This is a genomic window from Streptomyces sp. NPDC047079, from assembly GCF_040643755.1.
Taxonomy (GTDB): domain Bacteria; phylum Actinomycetota; class Actinomycetes; order Streptomycetales; family Streptomycetaceae; genus Streptomyces.
Window position 1 is genome coordinate 59,343 of sequence record NZ_JBEYUZ010000018.1, and the last position, 24,874, is coordinate 84,216.

Genomic DNA, 24,874 nt, shown 5'->3' on the forward strand with positions numbered 1-24,874 from the left:
CGTGTTGGCGCCGTATGCGGACGAGGTGATGGATCCCCTGTCCCGGCCGGATTCCCTCGCGCAGCTGGCAGGGTCACTTCGAGCCGCTCGACATGTTCGTGGGCGGATGGCTCGTTGAGTTCAATCGGATGCGCCCCCGGGAGGGGCTGATGCAGCACCCGGAGTCCCTGGCGTGGCCGGATCCGGCGAGTGTGCAGGTGCTGATCCATGACAAGGATGACGACTGCTTCGGGCTGGGGATGATGCGGACCGACGTGTTGACCGAGGTGCCACTGCCCAGCCATAGGCGCCTGTACCGCCCGGCACCAGCGACTGATGAGTTCCCTCCCGATCCGGGAGTGCTGGGGCGGACAGAGACGGCCGCGCTAACCGGCTATTCGACGGAACGCCGCGATCATCGCCCCGCCTGGGCTCAGTCGGTTATGGGAGGTTGATTGCTGTGGGTTATCTCCGGCGGTCAAGGGTAGATCGTCAGGCCGGTCCCGAAGCAGCAGCCGTCTATGAGGCTGCTTCGGTACTGGATGTGGCGTAGACCGCGTCGGATGCAGTGCCTGAGGTGCTCAGGGGTGCTGACGTTGGAGAGCCAGCCACGTCGCAGCAGGGACCAGATGCCCTCGACGGGGTTGAGGTCCGGTGCGTACGGCGGTAGGTAGTAGATGGTCAGCCAGGCCGGGGCTGCGGCGAAGTCCTGCAGTCCGGCAGCCTTATGGACGTTGAGGCCATCCCAGACGAGCACAATCGGACCGCCGAGCTGCTGGTGTGCGGCGATCAGCACATGCAGGGGTCACCCCCTCGCGACACCACGCGTTCAACCTCAGTAGGCGGCGCGTTGGGCAGGGTCGGTGGTTCGGACAGGGACGGCGGGGGACCACCTGACCCTGTCCGGGAGACGCAGCGCCGTCGAGCCGAAGGGGCGGGGTCCTTCAGCGTTGTCCGGCTGCCATGCGCTGCCGTACGGCCTCGTAGGTGAAGAGGGCGGCCGACACCGCGACATTGAGCGAGTCCACCTGACCGAACATGGGGATCTTCGCCTTGGTGTGGCTGCCCGCAAGCCACTGGTCCGACAGGCCGTACTTCTCACTGCCGACCAGGATCGCCGTGGGACCGGACATGTCGACGTCCGCCATCAGGAGATCCGTGTCGGGGGTCGTGGCGACGACCTTCACCGAGTGCTCGGCCAGCCAGTGCATGACCTCCTTGGAGTCGGCCGAGGCGATCGGGACGGCGAAGACAGTGCCCTTGCTGGCCCGGATCACATTGGGGTTGCCCCAGTCGGTCACCGGGTTGGCCGAGATGACGGCGGTCACTCCGGCCGCGTCCGCGGTGCGCAGCATCGAGCCCAGGTTGCCGGGCTTCTCGACGCTCTCGCACACGAGGAAGAGCGACCTGTCGGCGACCTCGATCCGGGAGAGGTCGGTCTCGATGTCCGGTACGACGGCGAGCCAGCCGTCCGGGCCCTCGCGGTAGGCGGCCTTGTCGAAGGCCTGCCGGCTCAGGCTGAACAAGGCGGCACCGCGTTCGGCCGCGCGCGCCAGGACGTCCCTCGGGTCCGAACCTCCGGTCAGCGCGGGGCAGAAATACAGTTCGCGGGGACGGACACCGGCCCGCAGGGCGAGATCCAGCTCCTCATATCCCTCCACGAGGGTCACTCCGGAATTCTGCCTGTTCCGTCGGCGACGGAGGGCTGCGAGTTCCTTCACATGAGGATTGCTGGGGCTGGAAATTTCCTTGGGCGAACCAGCCCGCGGGATCGACGGCATCGGCGGTGGGAATCACGGCGCCCTTCGGGCTCCGATCCTCCGTCCCCTTTCTCTTGTGCACTGCGCGCGGTCCCGGCCAGGGTACCGGACCTGGTGGGCCGCCGCTTCGCGCCGGCCAAGCGCACGACAGGGCGCGGCCACGGCTGTGTGGGGCACTGTGGGGCGGGCGATGGCGATGGTGACGTCGGTGGAGGTGTCCGGGGTTCCGTGGGACGGGGCACGGGTATTTCGGTCTGCTGGTGGAATTCGGTTAATGGTGTCGTGTGTGGAGAATGGGCTTGCAAGTGGGTTGCCGGGCGGAAATTAATCGATCCCTGGGGTCGGTGGGTCGATATTGCCGAGTTAGGTGATGGGCGGGGAATTGCCGGTTCGTGCGCTCGGCGGGCGCGATGTCTGCGATATGTTCTGGGCTCGGACGCTCGTGCGCTCCGCGTGCGTGGGACCGGGGGCATGCGCCGAGGTGGCCGGTGGGGCCGGTGGACATGCCGGCGCTTGCGTCGGGTGGCGGTGGGACGGGCCCGCTCGTCGGCGGGCGGAAATGTGCGCTACCGGTCAGAAAATCATCCGGCACGAGGAGAACCAAAGGACTCCTGGCGACCTCTTGGTTAACGGTTAGCATCGCGTGCACAGTCGTCGGCAGGGATGGGGTGGGTGTCGTGTCGCAGGCGCAGCAGGAGCCGGGGCCCCGTATCGCCGTCGCCGTCGTCACCATGGGTAACCGTCCCGCCGAGGTCGATGCCCTCCTCACTTCGGTGGCCAAGCAGGATCTCGCCCCGTCCCGCATCGTCGTCGTCGGCAATGGCTGCCCCCTCCCCGAGTTCGCCGAGCGCCTCGGCCTTCCCGGTGAGGTCACCTGCATCGAGGTCGACGAGAACCTCGGCTGCCCCGGCGGGCGAAACGTTGCCCTTGCCCGGCTCCGAGAGTTCGGGGACGTCGATGTCGTGGTCGAACTGGACGACGACGGGCTCCTGGTGGACGCCGACGTACTCCGGCGCGTACGGGATCTCTACGCGGCCGACCCCCGGCTCGGCATCGTCGGGTTCCGGATCGCCGACGAGCACGGCGAGACCCAGCGGCGGCACGTGCCGAGGGTCGGGGCCGCCGATCCCCTGCGGGGCGGACCGGTGACCGGCTTTCTCGGGGGCGGGCATGCGCTGTCGATGGCGATGCTCGCCGAAACCGGGGACTGGCCGGCCGAGTTCTTCTTCGCGCACGAGGAGACGGACCTCGCCTGGCGCGCCGTCGATGCCGGCTGGACCATCCTCTACGCGCCCGAACTGCTTCTTCAGCACCCGAAGACCTCACCCGCCCGGCACGCCATCTACTACCGCGTCACCGCGCGCAACCGCGTGTGGCTCGTGCGGCGGCGGCTGCCTCTGCCGCTCATCCCCGTGCACCTCGGGGTCTGGATCGCTGTCACCCTTCTGCGGACACGATCGGTCGGTGGGCTCAGGGCCTGGTTCGGCGGGTTCGTGGAGGGTCTGCGGACCTCGGGCGGCGAACGGCGGCCCATGCGCTGGCGCACCGTGTGGCGACTGACGAGGCTCGGCCGACCGCCTGTCCTCTAAAACGCGTCCTCGAGCGGAACGTCTGGAACCTTCTTGAGGAGAACGTGCTTGGGTGGAACCGTCCTGAGTAGAACGACGTCCTTGAGTAGATCCTCGGCGAGCCGGGGGCGGATGGCCGGGGAGAGGCTGTCGGGGCGGGTGTGGAAATCCACTCCAGGACCCCGTTCCCGGGGCCTCGTCCCAGGACCCGGCCCGTTCCCCAGGTTTCCCGAATGACGAAGGACCCGGTCGTTCACCTCCGCCGACCGGGCCCTCGTGCTTCCGGAATCCGGCCACGGCGGCGACACTCCCCCGAGCTGCGCATCTACGCGCGCACCGTCGGGCCAGATCCGATGAAGGGATCAGATCAGGCCACGCCAACAGATCGCTAACATGTGGCCAACGGTTCTGGAAGGAGCCGCGAGCCGGCCGGTCCTCCGGAGGGCAACGGGGGCCGGACGGCCGGAACTCGCCGCACGCGGATGCGAAGTCCACGGCGGAACGCGGCGGTCGTGCCGCGCGGCGGGGCGGTGCGCGGCGCTTGGGCCGCACGGCGAATGATGCACGGCGAATGATGCACGGCGGTCGGACCGTGCGGAAGGGCAGCGGGGCACCTATGCGGTACGGGCTGCGGTTCGGACTGCTGGGTCCGCCCGTCGTATACGACACCGGTGGCGAGAGCCGGGCGATCGGCAGCGGAAAGATGCGTGCTCTGCTGGTCGCGCTGTTGCTGGAGCCGGGCCGGGTGGTCTCGGTAGACGCGCTCAAGGACGCTCTCTGGGGTGGCTCCCCACCGGCCTCCTCGCAGGCGTCCTTGCAGAATCACGTCACCCGGCTGCGCCGCCTGCTCGGCGAGGACGGCCCGGAGCGGCTGCGGGCGGTGCCGCCCGGCTATCTTCTGCGGGTCGACGAGGGTGAGTTGGACGTCCGTGTCTTCGAGCGTCACGTTGTCGCGGCCCGCGCCGCACACACCGACCGCGACTGGGAGCGCACCGTCGACGAGGCGTCCGCCGCGCTCGCGCTGTGGCGCGGAGCCCCACTCAGCGGACTGTCTCCGGACGCCGGCGGACACGCGCTTGTACAGCGCCTGGAGGAGGCGCGCCTGCTGGTCCTGGAGTGGCGGTACGACGCCGAGCTGCACCTCGGTGGTGCCCGGCTCGGCGGTCTCGCGCCGGAGCTGGCCGCGCTCGTGGCCGAACACCCGCTGCGGGAGGGCTTCCACCGGCTGCTGATGCTCGTACTGCACCGCACCGGCCGTCCGGCCGAGGCACTGGCCCTCCACCGCGATCTGCGCGAACGGCTCATCGAGGAACTCGGGGTCGAGCCAGGGGGTGCGGTGCGCGAGGCCCATCTGGAGATCCTCCGGGACGATCCGGGGGTGCCCGGATCACGGCGGGGGAGCGCCGGCCCTGCGCACACCGGTGGCGCGCGGGGGGAAGGCAGGGACGCCGACGGCAGGAGCAGCGCCGACACCGAAACCGGCGGCAGGACGAGCGACGGCAGGGACACCGGCGGCAGGACGAGCGACGGCAGGGACACCGGCCGCAGGACCAGCGACCGTACAGACGCCGACCGGACGCCCCCCTCAGGACACCCCGGTGCTCCCGTTGCCCCCGGCGCGGGCGTCCCGGCCGCGTCCGACGTGCTCGGGACCGCTCATGCCGTGCCCAGGCCCGCCCAGCTTCCCCCCGCGCCCGCCCACTTCACCGGCCGCGACGACGTTCGCGGCCAACTGCTGCGCTTCCTCGGAGCCGAACGGGATGCCCCTCGCGTCGCCGTGCTCAGCGGCATGGCCGGGGTCGGCAAGAGCGCGCTCGCGCTGTATGTGGCGCATGGCTTGCGGAAACGTTTCACCGACGGCCAGCTCTACGTCAATCTGCATGGCGCCACACCCGGCATGACCCCGCTCACCCCCGAGCAGGCGCTCACCGCTCTGCTGCGCGACCTCGGCGCCGAGCCCCGCCACATTCCCGGGCATCCGGACGCGGCGGCCGCGTTGCTGCGCTCACTGCTCGCTCCCACCCGCACCCTGATGGTGCTGGACGACGCCGCGAACGCAGCCCAGGTGAGGCCACTGCTGCCCGGCGGACCCGGATGCGCGGTGATCGTGACGAGCCGTTCTCCGCTCACGGCGCTGGACGGCGCCCACCGGGTTCCGCTCGCACCGCTGTCCGATGAGGACAGTGCGGCCCTGCTCCGCGTGGTCTCCGGCCGGGACGGGCTGGACGCCACGCATCCGCTTGTGGAACTCGCCGGACGGCTGCCCCTCGCCCTGCGCGTGGTCGCCGCACGGCTGGCCGCCCGCCGCGCGCTCGCCCCGGACGTCCTGGCCGGTCAACTGGCCGCCACCGAGGGCCGGCTGCACCACCTGGAGTACGACGACCTGAGCGTGCGCAGATCGCTCGCCGTCGCCCACGACGCCCTGCGGGCCTCGGACCGCGAGGCGGACCGTGACGCCGCGCGTGCCCTCGCCCGTATCGGCGCGCTGGACCTGCCCGGCTACGGGGCGGCGCTGCTGGCCCGTCTTCTCGGCACGGACGAACGCCGGGCCGAGGCCGCTCTCGACCGGCTCGTGGATGTCGCCCTTCTGGAGGAGACGGCCTACGGGCGGTACGCACCGCACGACCTCGTCCGTGACTTCGCCCGGGAGACCGCGGTGAACGAACAGGCCGCGGACCATGGAACGGGGGACCACGGAACGAGGGAACGGGGCATGAAGGAACGTGGCCCGAGGGAACGCGGCACGACCCATCCCGAGGATCACTGCCCCGCGGATGTCGCCCTCCGCTGGTACACGGCCATGGCCGCCCGTGCGTACGAGGCAACCGTCGAATCGGGTGCCGAGCGTGAGGACCGCCTCCGGGCGACCCCGTCGCAGCCCCGGACGTACGCGGCGGACGTGGCGGCCGGGCCTGTCTTCGGCTCCGCCCGGGCCGCCACCGACTGGATCGTCCTCGAACTGGAGAACGTGGTCGCCCTGGTGGAGCGCCATGCGGACACCTCCGCCCATGTCCCGCCGCTCGTCCGCCTGATCGCTCCTCATCTCCAGCGCCGCCGTCACGTCGCCGAGTCGGAGGTGCTCGTCCGTGCCGCCCTGCAGGGCGCGCGTCGGCTCGGTGACGCGCCCGCGGAGGCGTTCGCGCTGCTGGACCTCGCCGGGCTGAACTGCCTGAAGGGCCGTGGCAACGACGCGCTCGCCCAGCTCGACGAGGCCCTGGAGATCTGGCGGCGCCTCGACCACCTCTCCTGCCTGCTCCGTGGTCTCAACCACCGCGCGGTGCTGCTGGAGCGACTCGGCCGGTACGAGGAGACCGGCGAGACGCTGCGGCAGTGCCTGGAGTACACACGTGTCCTCGACGACCCGATGCAAGAGGCCATCACCTACCGCAACCTCGGCAACCTCTACGCGCACACCGACCCGCGGGCGGCCGTCGCTCACCACCAGCGGAGCCTGGATATCGGCGAGCGGATGGGCCACGTCGTCCTCCGCCGCACCGCACACTGCAGCATCGGCTTCTCCCATCTCACGCTCGGCGAACCGGACGCCGCCGTATCGCACTTCGAGCAGAGCCTGCGGCTCCTCGGCGGCGACGGGCACTGGCAGGGCGAGTCACAGACCCGGCTCGGGCTGGTACGGGCGCTTCGGGGGCGAGGCGACTCGGAACGGGCCGTGCAGGAGTGCGATGTGCTGCTGACGCTCGCCGGCCGACGCGGCGACTGTTACGCCGAGGGTCTCGCCCGCCACCAGCGCGGTCTGCTTCACCTGGCGGACGGCGAGGCCGAGGAGGCCCACCGGCAGTGGACGGCCGCCCTGGCCGCACTGGACGGCACGGACAGCCCGGTCGCCGGGGAACTCCGGGAGCTGCTGGCGCGGCGGTGAGCCGGACGACCCGCCAACCCTCGAGGCGCACTCTCGCGAGGTCTCAGGGCCGCGCTCCTACGAGGCCCTCAGGGCGCGCTCCCACGACGGCCTCCTGGCGCACGGCATGGCGATCCGCGTGTCGCGCCCGCACGGCGTCCCGGTTTGGCACCCGCACGGCGTCCCCATTGCGCACCCGCATGGGGCCCGCGCAGCGTCCTCACTTGGCGTCCGCATAGCACTCCACGACGGCCGTGGTGAACGGAATGCGTACCGGTGTCTCGCCGAACGTCAGCCGCATGGCCAGGTCCGAGGCCTCCCGGATCGCCTCGACCACCGTGTCCGCCTCCTCCGCCGGGCAGTGCACGATCACCTCGTCGTGCTGGAAGAAGACCAGCTCGGCGGCGAGTTCAGCGCAGGAGCGGCGCAGGGCGGCGAGGAGTACCAGGGCCCAGTCGGCGGCGCTGCCCTGCACCACGAAGTTGCGCGCGAAGCGGCCGCGGGCGCGGGGGTTCGTGGACGCGTAGCCCGGCATCCAGTGCTGGGGGTCACCGGCCGCGGCCTCCGGGCCGACCTCCTGCGGAATGCCCGCCTCCTCCGTGGCGTCCTCCGAGGCACCGGCCGCCGGTGGCGAAGTCCGCCCGAGCCAGGTCCGCACGAGCCGGCCTTCCTCGCCCGCACGGGCCGCGTCGTCGACGTACCCGACGGCTCTGGGGAAGCGCCGGCGCAGGGCGGCCAGGTTCTTCAGGCCGTCGCCGGACGTCTGGCCGTAGATCGCGCCGAGCACGGCGAGCTTGGCCTGAGCGCGGTCGCCGGAGAACGCGCGGTCCGACACCGACTGGTAGAGGTCGGTCTCGCGGGCCGCCACCTCCATGAACGCCGGGTCGCGTGAGATCGCGGCCAGGACCCGTGGCTCCATCTGGGCGGCGTCGGCCACGACCAGTCGCCAGCCCGGGTCGGCGACGACGGCGCGCCGGATGACCTTGGGGATCTGCAGAGCGCCGCCGCCGTTGGTGACCCAGCGGCCGGTGACTGTGCCGCCCGGCAGGTACTCGGGCCGGAAGCGGCCGTCGCGGACCCAGTCCTGGAGCCAGGACCAGCCGTGGGCGACCCAGATGCGGTACAGGCGCTTGTACTCCAGGAGGGGCTGCACAGCAGGGTGGTCGACGGACTCGATCTCCCAGCGGCGGGTGGACCGCACCCGGATCCCGGCCTGTGCGAACGCCTTGACGACATCGGCGGGCAGATCGGGTCTCACACGGCGGCCGAAGGCGGCCGACACCTCGTCGGCCAGCTCGGCCAGCCGCCGGGGCTCGCCGCCGCCCGCATACCGCTCGCCGAGCAGTTCATGGAGCACTTCGCGGTGGACGTCGGCGCTCCAGGGTAGTCCGGAGCGGTTCATCTCGCAGGCCACGAGCATCCCGGCCGACTCCACGGCGGTGAGCAGCCGCATGCGGTCCGGGTACGCCGTGGCCTCGTGCCGGCGCTGCTGGTCCGCGTACACCTCGAGGAGGTCCTTCAGGGGGAGGCGGACGGGGCGCGGTTCGAACAGGGAGGACTGCGAGCCGGGCTCGGCGGAGCGCGGCGGAGGATCCGGCGGTACGGGGCCGCCACGCAGCCGGGCGAGCGCGGCGGCGGCCGACCTGGGCTCGCCGAGGCGTCCCTCGTGGCCGAGGAGGAGGGACTCGGCGGCCTCGACGTCGTAGCACCGGTCGACTCGCACCCCCGTGGCGAGCAGACGCGGCTGGACCTCGGCGGAGGACCGCCACACCCATCGGGTGACCTCCGGCCGTGCCCGCACGGCCGCGCCGAGATCCCCCTCCCTGACCACAGGCCCGGCGGGCAGGCCGTCCGGGCCGAGGGCGGCGACCTCCACGCCACCGTCCTCGGCCGGAGCGAGAGCCCAGCGCCCGGTCATGTCTGCGAGTCTGACAGGGGGGTCTGACAACGAGGATGTTCGTGGCCTCGAACGTGCCGTGGTGCCGTCCCGGCCCGCTCAGTCCTTCTGTCCGAGGGCCTCGCTGATCTTGGCCAGTTCGCCGGTGAGGTGTTCCTCGGTCGTCGCCTTGTCGAGCCCGAGGCCGGACAACAGGCCCTTGCCGTTCTCCAGCTCGAGGAGCGCGAGGAGGATGTGCTCGGTGCCGATGTAGTTGTGGCCCAGGCGGAGGGCCTCGCGGAAGGTGAGTTCGAGGGCCTTCTTGGCGGCGGGAGCGTACGGCACGAGTTCCGGTACCTCCTCGGCGCGGGGCGGCAGGGCCGAGACCGCCGCCTCGCGCACCGCGTCCAGTGAGACGCCGCGCGCGACGATCGCCTTGGCGGCGAGCCCTTCCGGCTCGGCGAGCAGGCCGAGGACCAGGTGCCCGGGCACGGTCTCCGCGTTGCCCGCCTCCTTCGCCGCGTTGTGCGCGGCCATGATCACGTTCCGCGCGCGGGGTGTGTAGCGGCTGAACCCCTGGCTGGGGTCGAGGTCGGCGGACTCCTTGGGCACGAAGCGTTTCTGGGCCGCCTGCCGGGTCACCCCCATGCTCTTGCCGATGTCGGTCCAGGACGCTCCCGAACGCCGGGCCTGGTCCACGAAGTGGCCGATCAGGTGGTCGGCCACATCGCCGAGGTGCTCCGCGGCGAGCACCGCGTCCTGGAGCTGGTCCAGGGCGTCGGTGTGCACCTTCTTGATGGCTTCGATGAGGTCGTCGAGGCGGAGGTTCGCTGCGATGTGAGGCTTGGCCGTCATGTGTCAACGGTAGGTTGACAGTCGGCGGTCGTCAACCTGAAGTTGACAGTTGTGGAGCGTCTGCGCGCGCGGCACTCATGTCACGATCGAACGCGTGAGTACGACGACCACCGTGGACCGCGCCTTCCGCGCCGCCCTCTACGACGACACCGACGCCGCCCTGGACACCGGTGCCTCGCTGCTTACCGCCGATCCGGGGGCCGACGGCGAACTCGTCCGGCGCGGCGAGCAGTTCGTGGGCGCGGCCTGGCGGCGCGGCTGGCAGCCCGCCGACGTCGTACGCATGGTGCGGCGCGAACTGGACGACCCGCACGTACGCCTGGTGTCGGAGCTGATCCTCAAGGAGGCCGGGCAGCGGCCGTCTCCCGGACCGCGCTGGACGGCCCAGCTGAAGGACCTCGACGCGGAACCTCCGCGCGTCCCCGACCGTTTCTCGTATGCCACCGCCGTGCTGGAGCTGTACCGCCTGCTGCTGCGCCTCCCCGCCCTCGAACCGCTCGACGCGCCCGGGCGGACCGCCGCCCCCCAGCAGCCCGAGTCCCGGATGCTCAGCCGTATCCGCGCGCTGCTCGCCAAGGCGGAGGCGACCGGATATCCGGAGGAGGCGGAGGCGCTCAGCGCCAAGGCGCAGGAGCTGATGGCGCGGCACAGCATCGACGAGGCGCTGCTCGCCGCCCGGGCGCACACCAAGGACGCGCCGGGCGCCTGCCGCATAGGCGTCGACCCGCCGTACGAGACGGCCAAGGCGGTTCTCCTGGACGCGGTGGCGACCGCGAACCGCTGCCGGGCCGTGTGGCACGAGCCCTTCGGCTTCTCCACCGTCATCGGCTTCGAGCCCGACCTGGAGGCCGTCGAGCTCCTCTACACCTCGTTGCTCGTGCAGGCCACCGCCGCCATGACGAAGGCGGAGGCGGCTCAGCGCAAGGGCGGCCGTAAGCGCACGAAGACGTTCCGGCAGTCGTTCCTGGCCGCGTACGCGCACCGCATCGGCGACCGGCTCCGGGCCGCCGCCGAGAGCGAGGTGGCCGGGACCGAGGGAGACCTGCTGCCGGTGCTGGCGGCCAGGGACGTGGCCGTCGCGGACCGCACGGAGCGGATGTTCCCGGACACGGTCACCACCCGGCTGCGCGGGGTGGACGACGCGGCCGGCTGGGAGCAGGGGGCCGCGGCCGCCGACCGTGCCCGGGTCGGGGGGCGCCCCCGGACCGAGGAGCGGCCCCGCCTCCCGTGAGCTCCCGTGAACGCCCTTCCCGGATGTGGACCCGGGTGCTCCTCCCGGCGGGTCAGTCCCCGGCGACCTGGATCGGGCCCACCGAGGCGTCGGGGTTCTTGGGGCTCTTCAGTGCCACATCTCCGTACGACCACGGGTAGCTCTTCGCGTCACCGGCGCCCGGGATGGTGATCTTCACGGCCTTCGCCGGCGCGCTGAGCGAGCCGCCGTCCCCGCGGACGTACGTGATGGTGAAGGTCGCCGCCTCGCCCTTGTCCAGCGTCACCTTCGCGGGCGTGGCGGCCTTCTCCTCCGCGACGCTCCAGGAGGACTGGCCGCCGGTCATCTCGATGGCCGGGAAGCCCTGGAAGGTGCACTTGTTGCTGCCGCGGTTCGTGAGGGTGACCGGGACGTTCCCGGTGTCGCCCGCCGAGGTGGCCGCGTTGCCGGGTCCGACCTTGACGGCGACCACGCAGTCGGGGACGACGGCCTTCGCGCCGTGGTCGCCGCTCTTGCTGTCGCAGGCGGTCAGGACGAGGGCCGCGGCGAGCGCGGTGACGGCGAGGGGGACGGGCACGGGGACGGGGATCGTACGCATGAGGGTCCTCTGGGATCGTGACGGTGTCCAAGGATCATCACGCAGGCGGGCCGGGGTGCGTTGCGCGCCCCCTGAATCGTGCGTGCGCGCCCCGGCCGTGACGGGGTGATTCGTCCTTGAAGTCCCAACCGCGAAGTCCCAAGTGCGAAGTCCGATGCGCGAAGGCCTTCGTGGCACTCGTGAGCGTCGCGGGTCAGGCCGCCGATGACGGCCGAGGTGTCACTGGCCCAGGCTCGCCGTCGGCAGCCCGCTCGGCAGCTTGCCGCCCTCGGCCTTCGTGTAGGTCTCGGTGCCGATGCCGCCCTCCCACGTCACCTTCATGCTCGTGGAGTTCACGGAGTCGACCATGCCGGTCCTTCGGTTCTTGCTGCCGTCCGTGCACTTGAGGTGGATCATCTGCATTTTCGCCTCCTCGCCCGCGGTCCCGCTGCACACGGTGCCGCCCGTCGCGAAGAGCCCGGCCTGCTTGCCCGTGATCACCAGGGCCACGGCCTGGCCGCCGGTCGTGGCCAGCCAACTGCCCTCCATTTCACCGGCCTTGGCGCTCGGGGAACCACCGGTGTCCGACGCGGACCCGGCCGCGCTCGGCGTCGGGGAGCCGCCGCCCCCCGAGTTGCCGTCCCCGGAACCGCCGCTGCAGCCGGTCAGCAGGAGCGCGGCAGCAAGGCCCGCGCAGGTGAACGAGACGCGGGCCTGCCGGCGGGTGACATGGATGACATGGACGGGCGAAGTCACGGGAGTCTCCCAAGGTTGCCGGACGAGGTCGGAGGGCGGCCGCAGCAAGCTACCAGGAGGACGTGCGCACCCCGGGGAGATATCCGGCGTGCGCTTGCTCACGCGGATCGACCCGGGCAGGCCGAACGGTCCCGAGGCAGCCACGCGGCCATCGGCCGGGCCCCCTCTACGGGCGCCGCGCCCTTCTCTAGGGGCGCCGCACGCGTCGCCGTTGCTCCCCCACGTCCCGCGTCCCGATCATCGGCGGTCGCCGGTCACCCAGCAGACAGGTAGGAGATTCCCTACGTTTGACGCGTAGGAAAACGCCTACCTATCATGTCGCGCATGACCATCACTCACGCCTCCTTCGTCACCCTCCCCGTCTCCGACCAGGACCGCGCCCTGCGCTTCTACACCGGGCTCCTCGGTTTCGAGGTCACCGCCGACCTGGACATGCCGCAGGGCCGGTGGCTCCAGGTCGCCCCCAGGGGCGCACAGACCGTCTTCACGCTCTCCGGCCCGGGCATGGGCGGTTTCCAGCCCGGTGAGGCCCGGGGGATCATGTTGGTGACGACCGATGTCGACGCCGACGCGGCGCGGCTGGCCGCGGCGGGTGTCTCCGTGCAGGGTCCGGACGACCTCCCCTGGGGCCGGATGGCCTCCTTCCAGGACCCCGACGGCAACGGTCTGATGCTGCTCACGGAGAAGGAAGGCTTCTGATCGCGCCATGACCGGGACGGGTGTGGGGAATACGGCCGCCGGCCTCCGAGCGGCCGACGAGGACCGGGTGTTCGCCGCCCTCGCCAACGCCACGCGCCGGGAGGTGCTGCGCCTGTTGCGTGACGAGGGGCCGCAGCCCGTCCAGGCCCTCGCCGACCACTTCGCGATGCGCCGGCCCAGCCTCTCGGAGCACCTGAAGGTGCTGCGGGAGGCCGGGCTCGTCACCGAGCAGCGCTCCGGCCGCCAGCGCATCTACCGCCTCGAGGCGGCCCCGCTCGCCGAGGTGCAGGACTGGCTCCACCCGTACGAGCGGTTCTGGCGCGAGCGGCTGAAGGGCCTCGGAGATCTGCTCGACCGTATGCCCGACGATGACCGGCCATGAGCACCGCAGCCGACGACGACGACCTCACCACCATCCGCGTCGACCAGTTCCTGCCGCATCCGCCGGCCAAGGTCTGGCGCGCCCTCACCGAACCCGCGCTGCTCGCACAGTGGCAGATGCCCGGGTCCGAGAACTTCCGTCTCGAAGTCGGCCACCGCTACACGATGACCTCGGTCCCACGGCCGAACGCCGACTTCTCCGGCACCGTCGACGTGCGGGTTCTCGCCTTCGAGCCCGGGCGGATGCTGCGCGTCCGGTGGGCCGACGCCGATCCCGCCCGTCCCGCGGACTGGACCATCACCTGGACGTTGGAACAGGAAGGCCGCGGAACGCGTCTGTTCCTAGTGCATGAAGGGTTCGACCCGGATGATCCGGCACAGCTGATGGCGCGGAAGATCATGGGCGGGGGCTGGAGGTCGCATGTGTCGCGGGCTCTGGGGCAAACGCTTGACAGCCTGTAGTCAGGCGGCGTTCACGCCGTAGTCAAGGGACTGTAAAAGCTGTAATCGCAGGAACACCCCCCGTGCACGTGCATATGCGCCTGCACCTGCATGTGAACGGAGTTATGATCCGGAGCAGTTGACCGCTGCATCGAAGGCCATATCAGCCAATGCACCATCCGGGAGCGACCTGTGGACCACGACGTGTGCGACGTGGATGACGTGTACAACGGCATGGCTGCGACGGAGCTGCACGGAGTGGCCTGGCAGAAGAGCAGGCACAGCAACTCCCAGGGGTCATGCGTGGAGTTCGCCCGGTTGCCCGGGGGAGGGGTGGCGGTGCGGAACTCGCGGTTCCCCGAGGGGCCCGCGCTCGTCTACACCCGCGCGGAGATAGAGGCGATGCTGCTCGGCATCAAGGACGGCGAGTTCGACCATCTGATCACGTGACCCGTGCGGGCATCGCTCACACGTGTGGCTACCCGCGTCACGCGCGGGAATCGGAGGGGTGCCCGGCCGCCCCGCCGGCCGCTCGGTCCCCCGCCGGGCCGCAAGGGGGCTCGTCCTGCGGCACGCTCAGGCGCCGCAGGAGGCAACGCGCGTAGATGCGGCCTCAGCAGGCGCCGCGGGGCGCGACTAGGTGCACGCCGGCGCGGACGGCAGCCGGAACAGGGCCCAGACCACCTTGCCGTTCAACGTGCCCGCCAGCGGATGCCAGCCCCAGCTGTCGGCGAACGAGTCGACCAGGAACAGCCCGCGGCCCGACTCGGCCGAGAAGTCCTCGGAGTCGCCCGCGACCGGACTGTCGTGACTGGGATCGCGCACAGCGCACACCAGGCGCGTGGTCCAGCGCATCAGGTGCAGCCGCACCGGAGGGTCCTGCTCGCTCGTGCGTATACAGGGTGAGGGCACGGCGTGCCGCAGTGCGTTGGTCACAAGTTCGGAGACGACGAGACAGACGTCGTCGAATCGTTCGCCCACGTCCCACTGGCCCAGGGTTCCGCGGGTGAACTGCCGTGCTTCCCGCACCGCTTCGAGGCGGGCCGGCAGAGCACAGGAGGCTGCGCTGGACACGGCCGTGAGGTCGAGCGGCGGAAGTCCCTGCCGTAAGGGCTCGAGCATGGTCGATCCATTCGTCCCCATGCGAGGCACTCCCGGGTGTTCGCGGTCGGTGCGATGCAGCGGTGGCGCGGGACCATGGTTTCGGATGAGCCAGGCAGATGCAAGGGCAGATGCACGTGCACGCGCCGGAATTGGCCGTTCCCGTACCGCTTTCTGATTATTTCTGCTGCCACTTTCTTCCCTCGTGCTCACCCTTCCTGATCTTCGTTTCGTCTCAGCTTTGACTGCTTTCCATTTCTGTAACCGTACGAGTACTGCTCGAAGTGTTTTAGTGGCAGACTGCGCGGTCTGAAGGACGGTTGGGGAGGCTGACAAGTGAGCGCTGGTGACTCGAGCGGGTCGGTGGTGCGGCGCATTCTGCTGGGATCCCATCTCAGGCGTCTCCGGGAGGCGCGCGGCATCACCAGGGAGGCGGCCGGCTACTCGATCCGGGCCTCGGAGTCGAAGATCAGCCGCATGGAGTTGGGACGGGTGAGCTTCAAGACGCGTGACGTCGAGGACCTGTTGACGCTGTACGGGATCACCGACGAGGCCGAACGGACGTCCCTGCTCTCCCTGGCGAAGGAGGCGAATGTCGCCGGGTGGTGGCACAGCTATTCGGATGTGCTGCCGAGCTGGTTCCCCACCTATGTCGGCCTGGAGGGCGCGGCACATCTGATCCGTTCCTACGAGGTCCAGTTCGTGCACGGCCTGCTCCAGACCGAGGCGTACGCGCACGCGGTCGTCGCCCGGGGCATGAAGGGTGCGAGCTCGGCGGACGTCGACCGGCGGGTGGCCCTGCGGCTCGAGCGGCAGAAGTACCTCCTCTCGGAGAACGCCCCGCAGTTTCACGTCGTTCTCGACGAGGCCGCCCTGCGGCGCCCCTACGGCGACCGAGAGGTGATGCGCGGCCAGTTGCAGCACCTGATCGACATCTCGGAGCGGCCGAACGTACGGCTCCAGATCATGCCGTTCGGCTTGGGCGGGCACTCCGGTGAGAGCGGGGCCTTCACCATCCTCAGCTTCCCCGAGTCCGACCTGTCCGACGTGGTCTACCTCGAACAGCTCACCAGCGCCCTGTACCTGGACAAGCACGAGGACGTCCTCCAGTACGAGACCGCGATGAAGGAGCTCCAGCAGGAGAGCCCCGGACCGGACGAAAGCCGTGCCCTGCTGCGGAGCTTGCTCCAGCTTTCCTGAGAGTCCTCCCGCAGTATCCCGAGGCCCCCTCCAACTCCCTTTGAACGCCAGTACGATGACGCGTGATCAGGCCGTGACGCGATCGCGGGTGTGAACGGGTGTCTGCTTCGGCTGCAAAGGGATTGAGGGATCACATGTCGTCCTACTTCACCGATCTGGCTCAGCAGTACATCGGCGGTGAGTGGCGCCAGGGCACAGGCTCCTGGGACATCATCGACTTCAATCCGTACGACGGCGAGAAGCTGGCGTCGATCACGATAGCCACGGTCGACGAGATCGACGACGCCTACAAGGCCGCCGCGGCCGCCCAGAAGCAGTGGGCGGCCACCAACCCCTACGCTCGGCGCACGGTCTTCGAGAAGGCCCTCAGGCTCATCGAGGACCGTGAGGCGGAGATCACCGAAGTGATCACCGCCGAGCTGGGCGGCACCCGGCTGAAGGCCGCCTTCGAACTGCACCTCGCCAAGGAGTTCCTGCGCGAGTCGATCCAGCTGGCGCTGCGCCCCGAAGGCAAGATCCTTCCGTCCCCGATCGACGGCAAGGAGAACCGCCTCTACCGCGTGCCCGTCGGTGTGGTCGGCGTGATCAGCCCGTTCAACTTCCCCTTCCTGCTGTCGGTCAAGTCCGTCGCCCCGGCGCTCGCCCTCGGCAACGGTGTGGTTCTCAAGCCGCACCAGAACACGCCCATCGTCGGCGGCTCCCTCGTCGCGAAGATCTTCGAGGACGCCGGGCTGCCGGGCGGTCTGCTGAACGTCGTGATCACGGACATAGCGGAGATCGGTGACGCCTTCATCGAGCACCCGGTCCCCAAGGTCATCTCCTTCACCGGCTCCGACAAGGTCGGCCGGCACGTCGCCACCGTCTGCGCGTCGCTCTTCAAACGCTCCGTCCTCGAACTCGGCGGCAACAGCGCCCTGGTGGTCCTGGACGACGCGGACGTCGACTACGCCGTCGACGCGGCCGTTTTCAGCCGTTACGTGCACCAGGGCCAGGTCTGCATGGCCGCCAACCGCGTCCTGGTGGACCGCTCGCTCCAGGACGAGTTCACCGACAAGTTCGTCGTCAAGGTGAAGTCGCTGAAGGCGGGCGACCCGCGCGATCCGGAGACCGTCGTCGGACCGGTCATCAACTCCTCGCAAGCCGACGCGATCTCTGGCGCGGTGGAGCAGGCCATCGCCGAGGGCGCGACGGCGCTCGTGCACGGCGCCACCACCGACAACCTGGTGCGGCCGACCGTCCTGACGGACGTTCCCGCCGACTCCTCGATCCTCCGGCAGGAGATCTTCGGCCCGGTCGCCCTCCTCATCCCCTTCGACGGTGAGGAGGAGGCCGTCCGTATCGTCAACGACACCCCGTACGGCCTCAGCGGCGCCGTCCACACCGCCGACATCGAGCGCGGCGTGGCCTTCGCCAAGCAGATCGACACTGGCATGTTCCATGTGAACGACGGCACGGTCCACGACGAGCCGCTCGTCCCCTTCGGCGGCGAGAAGCACTCGGGCATCGGCCGGCTGAACGGCGAGACGACGGTCGAGGCGTTCACCACCCAGAAGTGGATCTCGGTGCAGCACGGACGGAGCGCGTTCCCGTTCTGAAGTTTTCTCAAGGACGTGGCCGTGGGCCCTTGCGGACAGAAACTGACCGCAAGGGCCCGTAGCGTCGTCGGTGTCGGGAAGAGGGCGATCCAGCCAGAACCGAGGAAGGCGGCCGGTCATGGTCACACACGTAAGCGCGGAGGAGCGGGGCGATGAGCGAGGAGCACTTCTCTCCTTCCTGGAGGAACAGCGAGGCGGTATTCGCCGGGCACTGCTCGGGCTGACGGAGGAGCAGGCACGGTCCCGTCCCAGCGCGAGCCAGCTGTCCCTGGGCGGGCTGCTCAAGCATGTGGCCGAGGTCGAGCAGACCTGGATCGCCCGGGCCAGGCAGGAGCCGCCTGCGGTGCGACGGACCGAGGCGAACTGGCACGAGTGCTTCGAGCTCCTGGGCGACGAGACGGTCGAGTCCCAGCTCTCGTACTGGGAGAAGGTCGCCGCCGAGACGGAGGGGTTCATCCGCTCGGTGCCGAGTCTCGACGACACCTGCCCGCTCCCCAACGAGCCCTGGTTCCCGCCCGCCGAGCGCGTCTCGATGCGGTGGGTCATGCTCCACCTGATCCGTGAGACGGCCCGGCACGCGGGCCACGCCGACGTCATCCGGGAGTCGCTGGACGGGAAGACGGCCTTCGAGCTGGTGGCCATGGAACGCGGCACGCCCACGGACTGATCTGCCGGGCGGCCCCTGGGCGGTGTCAGTGGTGGAAGCTCGTGGCGGTCGCCTTGTCGTGCGTCTGGGGGTACGGCTGCCGCCGCAGCTTGGGCAGCAGCCGGCTCAGATCCTCGATGAACAGGTCGGACAGATCCGTCGAGAAGCCGTTGCGGCACACGATCCGCAGGACGCACAGGTCCTCGCGGTTGGGCGGGAAGGTGTACGCGGGCACCAGCCAGCCGGACTCGCGCAGCCGCTGGGAGACGTCAAACACGTCGTACGCCGTCACCTCCGGCACGGTTGTGAACGCGAAGACCGGCAACTCCTCGCCCCGTGAGAGGAGTCGGAAGTCGCCCAGCGCCTCCACCCGGTCGGCGAGCCCCCGCGCCACGTCCCGTGTCGTCTGCTGGACCGCTCTGTAGCCCTCCCGGCCCAGTCTCAGGAAGGTGTAGTACTGCGCCACCACCTGTGCCCCGGGGCGGGAGAAGTTGAGCGCGAAGGTCGGCATTTCGCCGCCCAGGTAGTTGACGTGGAAGACCAGCTCCTCCGGAAGGGCCTCCTTCTCGCGCCACAGGACCCAGCCGACGCCCGGGTAGACCAGTCCGTACTTGTGGCCGGAGGTGTTGATCGACGCGACCCGCGGCAGACGGAAGTCCCACACCAGGTGCTGGTCGATGAAGGGGGCGATCATCGCCCCGGAGGCGCCGTCCACGTGTACGGGGATGTCCAGGCCCGTACGCTCCTGGAGGTCGTCCAGGGCCGCGCACAGGTCGGCGATCGGTTCGTACGACCCGTCGAACGTGGAGCCGAGGATGCCGACCACCCCGATCGTGTTCTCGTCGCACAGTTCGGCGGCGGCCTGTGGGTCTAGGTGGAACCGGTCGCCCTCCATGGGCACCTGGCGTGCCTCGACCTCCCAGTAGGCGCAGAACTTCTCCCAGCAGACCTGGACGTTCACCCCCATGACCAGGTTGGGCCGGGCGTCCCTGGAGGGGTAGCGGTCCGCGTTGCGCCGGGCCCAGCGGCGCTTGAAGGCCATCCCGGCGAGCATGCACGCCTCACTGGAACCGGTCGTCGAACAGCCCACGGTGGAATGCGGGTTCGGCGCGTTCCACAGGTGGGCGAGCATGGCCACGCAGCGGCGCTCCAGCTCAGCCGTGCGGGGGTACTCGTCCTTGTCGATCATGTTCTTGTCGAGGCACTCGTCCATCAGCGCCCCGGCCTGGGATTCCATCCAGGTGGTGACGAAGGTGGCCAGATTCAGCCGTGAGTTGCCGTCCAGCATGAGTTCGTCATGCACGAGCTGGTACGCGATCGAGGGCGGCATCGGCCTTTCGGGCAGCCGTTCTTTGGGCGGCGCCTCGGTCATCTCGGCGACCGGGTTCGCCTCCCCGTAGAAGGGGTTCATCGACCTGGGGCGCTCGTCCGGTTTACCCCGGCCCGTGTGCAGCGGCATGGTGTCTCGTCTCCTGTCGTGTCGTGTGCCGGCGCTGTGTGCCGTCACTCGTTCATCGGCCCGGCAGTGGCTCCCGGTTCACCGGCTCCCGGCGCTTCACTCCTGCGCGTGAATCCAGTCCCGGCGGTTCACTTGCTTGCCGGCCGCCTGTTCAGCGAGGCGCTGCCCCGTCCGTCCATGGGCTCTCGGCCCGTGCGTCCATCGGCTCTCCGTCCGTCCGTTCAGCGGATCGCGGCACCGTCCTCATGGAGCTGCGTCTGCGGGCGGCCGGTCACCGGAAGCCAGGCCGGCAGGTTCGCGGTGCAGAGCAGGGCCGGGACCGTCGGGGAGGGCCCACACGCCCCCTGGCAGCCGGGGCGCGGCCCTGCGGCCCGGCCAGAACGCCGGCGCGGTGTCGGTCGCCAGGAGCGGGTTCTCCGGAGCGAGGCTGGGACCGCCGGCACGGCACCCGAGCGGCCGCCGGCGGCAGGCCCGGGAGGACGGAGGGCGGCGGCAGGCCCGGGAGGACGGAGGGCGGCAGCGGGGCCGTGCCGGACAGCCCCGGGGTCGCCGGGCCGGGGCCCGCGTGCCCCGGCGCCAGAGGACCAGAGCGACCAGGACACCCGTCGAGGCGAGCACGACCATGATCCAGACCAAGGAGGAGGGACCGACGCCCGGCGCATCGGGCAGGTTCCTCCACAGGACGTTCGGGAGCCGCGTGGCGAGGCCGCTCACGGCGGGGTGGAGGAGACTGGCCCCGGTCCCGGCGACGAGCGCGGGGAGCACCAGCGGCAGCGGTCCCCGCGCGGGAGTCGCCGGGGCGGCGGATGCCTGCTGCGCGGTGTCCTGGGCCACGGGCTCACCATAAGTGGGCAAAAGGAGCATAACCGCCCTGGCGCGCGGGCGTTCCGGGCATGCCGTGGCGCCTGGAGCACATGCGGCTTGCACCTCACGCGGCGTGAGGCCCGAGCCTTGCATGCGTACCCAGAAGGGAGCGGAAGTGAGTTACTCGGTCGGCCAGGTGGCCGGTTTCGCCGGGGTGACCGTGCGCACGTTGCACCACTACGACGAGATCGGCCTGCTCGTACCCGGTGAGCGCACCTACGCCGGTCACCGGCGTTACGGTGACGCGGACCTCGACCGGTTGCAGCAGATCCTGTTCTACCGGGAGCTGGGCTTTCCGCTCGACGAGGTCGCCGCCCTGCTCGATGACCCGGACGCGGACCCGGGCGCGCATCTGCGCCGGCAGCACGAGCTGCTGACCGCCCGGATCGAGAGGTTGCAGAAGATGGCGGCGGCCGTGGAGCACGCCATGGAGGCACGCAAGATGGGCATCGATCTCACGCCCGAGGAGAGGTTCGAGGTGTTCGGGGACCAGGACCCGGAGCAGTACGCCGAGGAGGCCGAGCGCCGCTGGGGCGGCACGTCCGAGTACGCCGAGTCCCAGCGGCGCACCGCCCGCTACACCAAGGACGACTGGAAGCGCATACAGGCCGAAGCGGCCTCCTGGGGCGAGCGCTACGACGCCCTGATGGCCGCTGGGGAGTCCCCCACCGGGGAGCGGGCCATGGACCTGGCCGAGGAACACCGGCAGCACATCCGCACCTGGTTCTACGACTGCTCGTACGACCTCCACCGCTGCCTCGGCGAGATGTACGTCTCCGACGAGCGTTTCAAGACGTTCTACGACTCCATGCGGCCGGGCATGGCCGAACACCTCAAGGAGGCGATCGCGGCGAACGCGGACCGGCACGACGGGTGAGCGCGGGGCGGGCGCGAACAAAGCGGGTAAGGAGCGCCCTTGGAGGCGCCTCTTACCCTGCCCCGGTATCCATGGCGCACGGCTTCGGCCCGGTCCGCGCAGCGTGCATCCTTGAGACACCGGTGGAACCCGGCCGGGACACCGTACGTTGATAGCTTTGTCCGGCCATCGCCGTCGTGCCGGCCGCCCGCCGGCGCGCCGCGCCTCCCCTCACCCCTCAGGAGCCAGGAACCGTGATGACGCTTGCCCTCGGCCCGAGCTGGCTGGATCCGAACCACCTCCTGGACACCTTCGGTATCTGGGGCCTGCTCCTCGTCGTCTTCGCCGAGTCCGGACTGCTCATCGGCTTTTTCCTGCCGGGTGACTCGCTGCTGTTCACCTGTGGTCTGCTGATCACCTCGAAGCAGATGGACTTCCCCCTGGCGGGAGCCATAGCGTTGATCTGCGTCGCCGCGATCCTGGGCGACCAGGTGGGTTACATGTTCGGCAAGAAGGTCGGCCCCTCGCTCTTCAACCGCCCGGACTCCCGCCTCTTCAAGCAGGAGAACGTCACCAAGGCCCACGAGTTCTTCGAGAAGTACGGTCCGAAGTCCCTGGTGCTGGCCCGCTTCGTGCCCATCGTGCGCACGTTCACGCCGATCATCGCCGGCGTCAGCGGCATGAGGTACCGCTCGTTCCTGGTCTTCAACGTCATCGGCGGCGTCCTGTGGGGAGCGGGTGTCACCCTGCTCGGCTCCTGGCTGGGCAACATCGGATTCGTCAAGAACAACATCGAGGCGATCCTCATCCTGATCGTCGTCGTCTCGGTGGTCCCGATCGCCATCGAGTTCCTTCGGGCGCGCTCCAAGGCCAAGAACGCCCCGGCGCAGGCCGAGGACCCGCGGCAGCCGTCCGTCGAGCAGTCGCCCTTCGACCGTCAGCAGCCGCCCTTCGGTCAGCAGCCGCCGGCCATGGACGACGCGACGACCCGGCTGCGCGCCGTTCCTCCGGCCCACCAGGACCAGACCGGGGGCTACGGCCACCAGGACCAGGCACACGGCCACCAGGACCAGGCCTACGGCGAGCAGAACCACGGCGGGCAGGGGCAGCGGCCGTACGGTACGAACCAGGGCGGGGGCTACGACGAGTACTACGGCCGGCCCCAGCAGCCCTACGGGGGGCAGCAGTACCCCCAGGGCCACCAGCAGCCGCAGCAGCAGCCGTACGGTTCCGACCAGGGGTACCCGCAGCAGCCGCAGCAGCCCCAGCACCCGTACGGCCAGGGATACCCGCAGCAGCCCCAGCAGCCGCACCCGTACGGCCAGGGCTACCCGCAGAGCTGACCCGGGCGCCCGGCGCCCGCGCGTCAGAAGCCGCGCGTCCGCTTGGCCGCCCGGCGCCCCCCTGCGGAGCCGCCCGGGATCCGCAGGAACAGCCGGGAGATCTCCGACCCGAGGTTCACGCCGATGGCGATGGCCATGGCGAGGGACGCGGCCTTCGCCAGTGACACCAGGCCCTTGTCGACGTTGTTCTGGGCCATCGACAGCAGCCCGAAGTAGGTCGCCGAACCGGGCAGCAGGGGCCCGATGGCGGCGGTGGTGTACGGCAGCGCGGACGCGAACCGGTAGCGCGACAGCAACTGCCCGAACAGACCCACCAGACCGGCCGCGACGGCCGTGGAGGCGACCGGCGAGATGTGGCCCGGGTAGTGCATGGCGCCGTACACGACCCAGGCGACGCCCCCGTTGAGAGTCACCCACAGCACGGTGGACCGCTCCTGCTGGAGCAGCACGGCGAAGGTCAGGGACAGCAGCATCGACGCGATGATCTGCACGACCGGCCGCTGGTAGAGGTTCAGGGCCGCGTCCGGGTCCAGCTGCGCGCCCAGCTTCACGCCGAAGTACAGGATCACCAGGACGCCGATGACGATGCCGACGAAGAAGTACATGACCTCCAGCAGGCGCGCCGCCGCGGTGATGTAGAAGCCGGTGAGCCCGTCCTGCACACCCGCCACCAGGGCACGCCCGGGCAGCAGGGCGAACAGCCCACCGGTGATCACCGCGGACGCGTTGACGTTGACATCGGCCACCGTGAGGGCGACGCCGATCGCGGCCGGGGGCATCGCTGCCGCCGTGAACTGGTAGAACTCCGGCAGTCCGCGCCCGGCGCACAGCCACGCCAGCCGGTCGCCCAGCATCGCGCCGAGCGCCGCGGCGACGAAGACCACGAGGTCACCGCCGACGAGTATGGAGGCCGCACCGGCGAGCAGTCCGCTCGCCCCGGTCAGCGCCCAGCCGGGGTAGGGGTGCCGGTTGCGGCGAATCTCTGCGAGCCGCCGGTACGCCTCCTCCAGGGAGATCGCCGTCTCCGGGTCGCTGAGTTCGTCCACGAGCCGGTAGACGGCGGCCAGGCGGGTGTAGTCCGTGCCGCGGCGGCGTACCGTCCGCGAGGCCGACACGGGGTCTTCCACGAGGGACGGCTGGTACGAGACCGACAGCAGGGTGAAGGTGACGGTCGGCTCACAGCGGTCCAGCCCGTACGACCGGCAGACCGCGAACATCGCGGCCTCCACGTCCTCGGCGCCCTCGCCGCCCGCCAGCAGCAGTTCGCCGATGCGGAGGGTCAGGTCGAGCACACGCGGTACGGCGGGGCCCGTCTCTCCGGTCTTCTGCACGGGTTCCGGCGCGGGCCGCTCGGCGACCGGCATGCGCAGCATCGTGCGCATACGGTCCTGCCAGGGCGCCTCCGGGGTCAGCCGGATCGCGGGGATGCCGTACGGCGGGGTGAAGGCGGCCGGGGCCTGCCGGGCGCTGTAGGTGCTCGGCGGGCTGAACGCCGACCCCTCCGCCTCCGCCGGGAGCGTCTGCGGGACCTCGAGCCCGTCCGGGAGGGCGAACTCGGACGTCGTCTCCGACTCGGTACCGGTGGCCGGCACATCGAGGCCTGCGGGAACGGCGAACTCGGACGTCGTCGAGGAGTCGGCACCGCCGACGGCGGGCCCCTCGAGCCTCACGGGAATCGTGAACTCTGAGGTGATCAGCGCATCGTCGTCGCCCCGCCCGGGGGGCGCGAACGCACTCCTCGCCTCGTCCGACCGCGGCTTGCGGTCCTCCGTGTCCGGTTCCGTCACCTGCTTTCCTCTTGCCTTTCGTATGTCTGTGTCCCGTACGTACCTCCGGTACGCCTCAGTAT

20 protein-coding genes and 1 pseudogene are annotated in these 24,874 nt (G+C 70.4%); 12 read left to right on the plus strand and 9 right to left on the minus strand.

The genetic code is table 11. The features are described 5' to 3' along the window. Positions 1-457: 457 nt before the first annotated feature. Positions 458-775 (minus strand): annotated as a pseudogene (locus tag ABZ823_RS22545) (transposase); the annotation flags it as partial. Between the two features lie 148 nt (positions 776-923). After that, positions 924-1,649 carry an RNA methyltransferase gene (locus tag ABZ823_RS22550; protein WP_361663136.1) on the minus strand — a complete coding sequence of 242 codons (726 nt, stop codon included), beginning with the start codon at positions 1,647-1,649 and terminating at the stop codon, positions 924-926. A gap of 758 nt (positions 1,650-2,407) precedes the next feature. On the opposite strand from ABZ823_RS22550, the gene ABZ823_RS22555 reads away from it, so the two are divergent. After that, on the plus strand, positions 2,408-3,328 hold the full coding sequence (locus ABZ823_RS22555) for a glycosyltransferase (protein ID WP_361663139.1): 921 nt from the start codon (positions 2,408-2,410) through the stop codon (positions 3,326-3,328). Between the two features lie 595 nt (positions 3,329-3,923). Then, positions 3,924-7,187, plus strand: coding sequence for a BTAD domain-containing putative transcriptional regulator (locus ABZ823_RS22560; RefSeq protein WP_361663382.1), 3,264 nt, complete (start codon positions 3,924-3,926; stop codon positions 7,185-7,187). 199 nt (positions 7,188-7,386) lie between these two features. Here ABZ823_RS22560 and ABZ823_RS22565 read toward each other — a convergent pair whose 3' ends face one another. Together ABZ823_RS22565 and ABZ823_RS22570 are read right to left on the minus strand one after the other, a co-directional pair. Further along, a complete protein-coding gene (locus tag ABZ823_RS22565; RefSeq protein WP_361663142.1) occupies positions 7,387-9,084 on the minus strand; it encodes a bifunctional 3'-5' exonuclease/DNA polymerase in 1,698 nt (565 codons plus the stop codon). A 78-nt stretch (positions 9,085-9,162) separates the two neighbouring features. Continuing rightward, the gene (locus ABZ823_RS22570) at positions 9,163-9,897 is read right to left on the minus strand and encodes a Clp protease N-terminal domain-containing protein (RefSeq protein ID WP_361663145.1); all 735 of its coding nucleotides are present in this window, start codon (positions 9,895-9,897) and stop codon (positions 9,163-9,165) included. A 94-nt stretch (positions 9,898-9,991) separates the two neighbouring features. On the opposite strand from ABZ823_RS22570, the gene ABZ823_RS22575 reads away from it, so the two are divergent. After that, positions 9,992-11,128 (plus strand): DUF2786 domain-containing protein, encoded by a 1,137-nt coding sequence (locus tag ABZ823_RS22575; RefSeq protein WP_361663148.1) that lies wholly within the window; start codon positions 9,992-9,994, stop codon positions 11,126-11,128. 52 nt (positions 11,129-11,180) lie between these two features. Here ABZ823_RS22575 and ABZ823_RS22580 read toward each other — a convergent pair whose 3' ends face one another. Together ABZ823_RS22580 and ABZ823_RS22585 are read right to left on the minus strand one after the other, a co-directional pair. Next, complete coding sequence (locus tag ABZ823_RS22580; RefSeq protein WP_361663151.1) at positions 11,181-11,705, minus strand: DUF4232 domain-containing protein; 525 nt, start codon at positions 11,703-11,705, stop codon at positions 11,181-11,183. A 219-nt stretch (positions 11,706-11,924) separates the two neighbouring features. Continuing rightward, the gene (locus ABZ823_RS22585) at positions 11,925-12,440 is read right to left on the minus strand and encodes a hypothetical protein (protein ID WP_361663154.1); all 516 of its coding nucleotides are present in this window, start codon (positions 12,438-12,440) and stop codon (positions 11,925-11,927) included. 324 nt (positions 12,441-12,764) lie between these two features. Here ABZ823_RS22585 and ABZ823_RS22590 point away from each other — a divergent pair, with 324 nt between their 5' ends. From ABZ823_RS22590 to ABZ823_RS22605, 4 genes are all read left to right on the plus strand, one after another. After that, complete coding sequence (locus tag ABZ823_RS22590; protein ID WP_361663157.1) at positions 12,765-13,139, plus strand: VOC family protein; 375 nt, start codon at positions 12,765-12,767, stop codon at positions 13,137-13,139. A 7-nt stretch (positions 13,140-13,146) separates the two neighbouring features. Next, a complete protein-coding gene (locus tag ABZ823_RS22595; RefSeq protein ID WP_361663160.1) occupies positions 13,147-13,521 on the plus strand; it encodes a metalloregulator ArsR/SmtB family transcription factor in 375 nt (124 codons plus the stop codon). Then, the gene (locus ABZ823_RS22600; RefSeq protein ID WP_361663163.1) at positions 13,518-13,982 is read left to right on the plus strand and encodes an SRPBCC domain-containing protein; all 465 of its coding nucleotides are present in this window, start codon (positions 13,518-13,520) and stop codon (positions 13,980-13,982) included. The genes ABZ823_RS22595 and ABZ823_RS22600 overlap by 4 nt, the downstream gene beginning before the upstream one ends. Positions 13,983-14,153: 171 nt before the next feature. Beyond that, positions 14,154-14,411 carry a DUF397 domain-containing protein gene (locus ABZ823_RS22605; protein WP_361663165.1) on the plus strand — a complete coding sequence of 86 codons (258 nt, stop codon included), beginning with the start codon at positions 14,154-14,156 and terminating at the stop codon, positions 14,409-14,411. Between the two features lie 186 nt (positions 14,412-14,597). Here the strand turns inward: ABZ823_RS22605 and ABZ823_RS22610 are convergent, their stop codons facing one another. Next, complete coding sequence (locus ABZ823_RS22610) at positions 14,598-15,083, minus strand: ATP-binding protein (RefSeq protein WP_361663168.1); 486 nt, start codon at positions 15,081-15,083, stop codon at positions 14,598-14,600. Positions 15,084-15,425: 342 nt separating this feature from the next. On the opposite strand from ABZ823_RS22610, the gene ABZ823_RS22615 reads away from it, so the two are divergent. The 3 genes from ABZ823_RS22615 (at position 15,426) to ABZ823_RS22625 (ending at position 18,524) form a co-directional block, all read left to right on the plus strand. Beyond that, on the plus strand, positions 15,426-16,262 hold the full coding sequence (locus tag ABZ823_RS22615; protein WP_361663385.1) for a helix-turn-helix transcriptional regulator: 837 nt from the start codon (positions 15,426-15,428) through the stop codon (positions 16,260-16,262). Positions 16,263-16,396: 134 nt separating this feature from the next. Continuing rightward, entirely contained in the window at positions 16,397-17,857 is a 1,461-nt protein-coding gene (locus ABZ823_RS22620) for an aldehyde dehydrogenase family protein (RefSeq protein WP_361663172.1), read from the plus strand. 118 nt (positions 17,858-17,975) lie between these two features. Beyond that, positions 17,976-18,524, plus strand: coding sequence for a DinB family protein (locus ABZ823_RS22625; RefSeq protein ID WP_361663175.1), 549 nt, complete (start codon positions 17,976-17,978; stop codon positions 18,522-18,524). A 25-nt stretch (positions 18,525-18,549) separates the two neighbouring features. Here ABZ823_RS22625 and ABZ823_RS22630 read toward each other — a convergent pair whose 3' ends face one another. Further along, a complete protein-coding gene (locus tag ABZ823_RS22630) occupies positions 18,550-19,962 on the minus strand; it encodes a glutamate decarboxylase (RefSeq protein ID WP_361663178.1) in 1,413 nt (470 codons plus the stop codon). A gap of 979 nt (positions 19,963-20,941) precedes the next feature. On the opposite strand from ABZ823_RS22630, the gene ABZ823_RS22635 reads away from it, so the two are divergent. Further along, the gene (locus ABZ823_RS22635) at positions 20,942-21,703 is read left to right on the plus strand and encodes a MerR family transcriptional regulator (RefSeq protein ID WP_361663180.1); all 762 of its coding nucleotides are present in this window, start codon (positions 20,942-20,944) and stop codon (positions 21,701-21,703) included. A gap of 233 nt (positions 21,704-21,936) precedes the next feature. Next, on the plus strand, positions 21,937-23,025 hold the full coding sequence (locus ABZ823_RS22640) for a VTT domain-containing protein (RefSeq protein WP_361663183.1): 1,089 nt from the start codon (positions 21,937-21,939) through the stop codon (positions 23,023-23,025). Between the two features lie 23 nt (positions 23,026-23,048). Here the strand turns inward: ABZ823_RS22640 and ABZ823_RS22645 are convergent, their stop codons facing one another. Continuing rightward, positions 23,049-24,812: a threonine/serine exporter family protein gene (locus ABZ823_RS22645; protein WP_361663186.1), complete on the minus strand. Its 1,764-nt coding sequence runs from the start codon at positions 24,810-24,812 to the stop codon at positions 23,049-23,051. Positions 24,813-24,874 lie beyond the last annotated feature (62 nt).

Excerpts from the sequence above, each read along its gene's own strand:
- ABZ823_RS22560 (WP_361663382.1), top strand. The coding sequence starts at position 3,924 with ATGCGGTACGGGCTGCGGTTCGGACTGCTGGGTCCGCCCGTCGTATAC.
- ABZ823_RS22565 (WP_361663142.1), bottom strand. The coding sequence starts at position 9,084 with ATGACCGGGCGCTGGGCTCTCGCTCCGGCCGAGGACGGTGGCGTGGAG.
- ABZ823_RS22570 (WP_361663145.1), bottom strand. The coding sequence starts at position 9,897 with ATGACGGCCAAGCCTCACATCGCAGCGAACCTCCGCCTCGACGACCTC.
- ABZ823_RS22580 (WP_361663151.1), bottom strand. The coding sequence starts at position 11,705 with ATGCGTACGATCCCCGTCCCCGTGCCCGTCCCCCTCGCCGTCACCGCG.
- ABZ823_RS22590 (WP_361663157.1), top strand. The coding sequence starts at position 12,765 with ATGACCATCACTCACGCCTCCTTCGTCACCCTCCCCGTCTCCGACCAG.
- ABZ823_RS22595 (WP_361663160.1), top strand. The coding sequence starts at position 13,147 with ATGACCGGGACGGGTGTGGGGAATACGGCCGCCGGCCTCCGAGCGGCC.
- ABZ823_RS22600 (WP_361663163.1), top strand. The coding sequence starts at position 13,518 with ATGAGCACCGCAGCCGACGACGACGACCTCACCACCATCCGCGTCGAC.
- ABZ823_RS22610 (WP_361663168.1), bottom strand. The coding sequence starts at position 15,083 with ATGCTCGAGCCCTTACGGCAGGGACTTCCGCCGCTCGACCTCACGGCC.
- ABZ823_RS22620 (WP_361663172.1), top strand. The coding sequence starts at position 16,397 with ATGTCGTCCTACTTCACCGATCTGGCTCAGCAGTACATCGGCGGTGAG.
- ABZ823_RS22625 (WP_361663175.1), top strand. The coding sequence starts at position 17,976 with ATGGTCACACACGTAAGCGCGGAGGAGCGGGGCGATGAGCGAGGAGCA.
- ABZ823_RS22630 (WP_361663178.1), bottom strand. The coding sequence starts at position 19,962 with ATGCCGCTGCACACGGGCCGGGGTAAACCGGACGAGCGCCCCAGGTCG.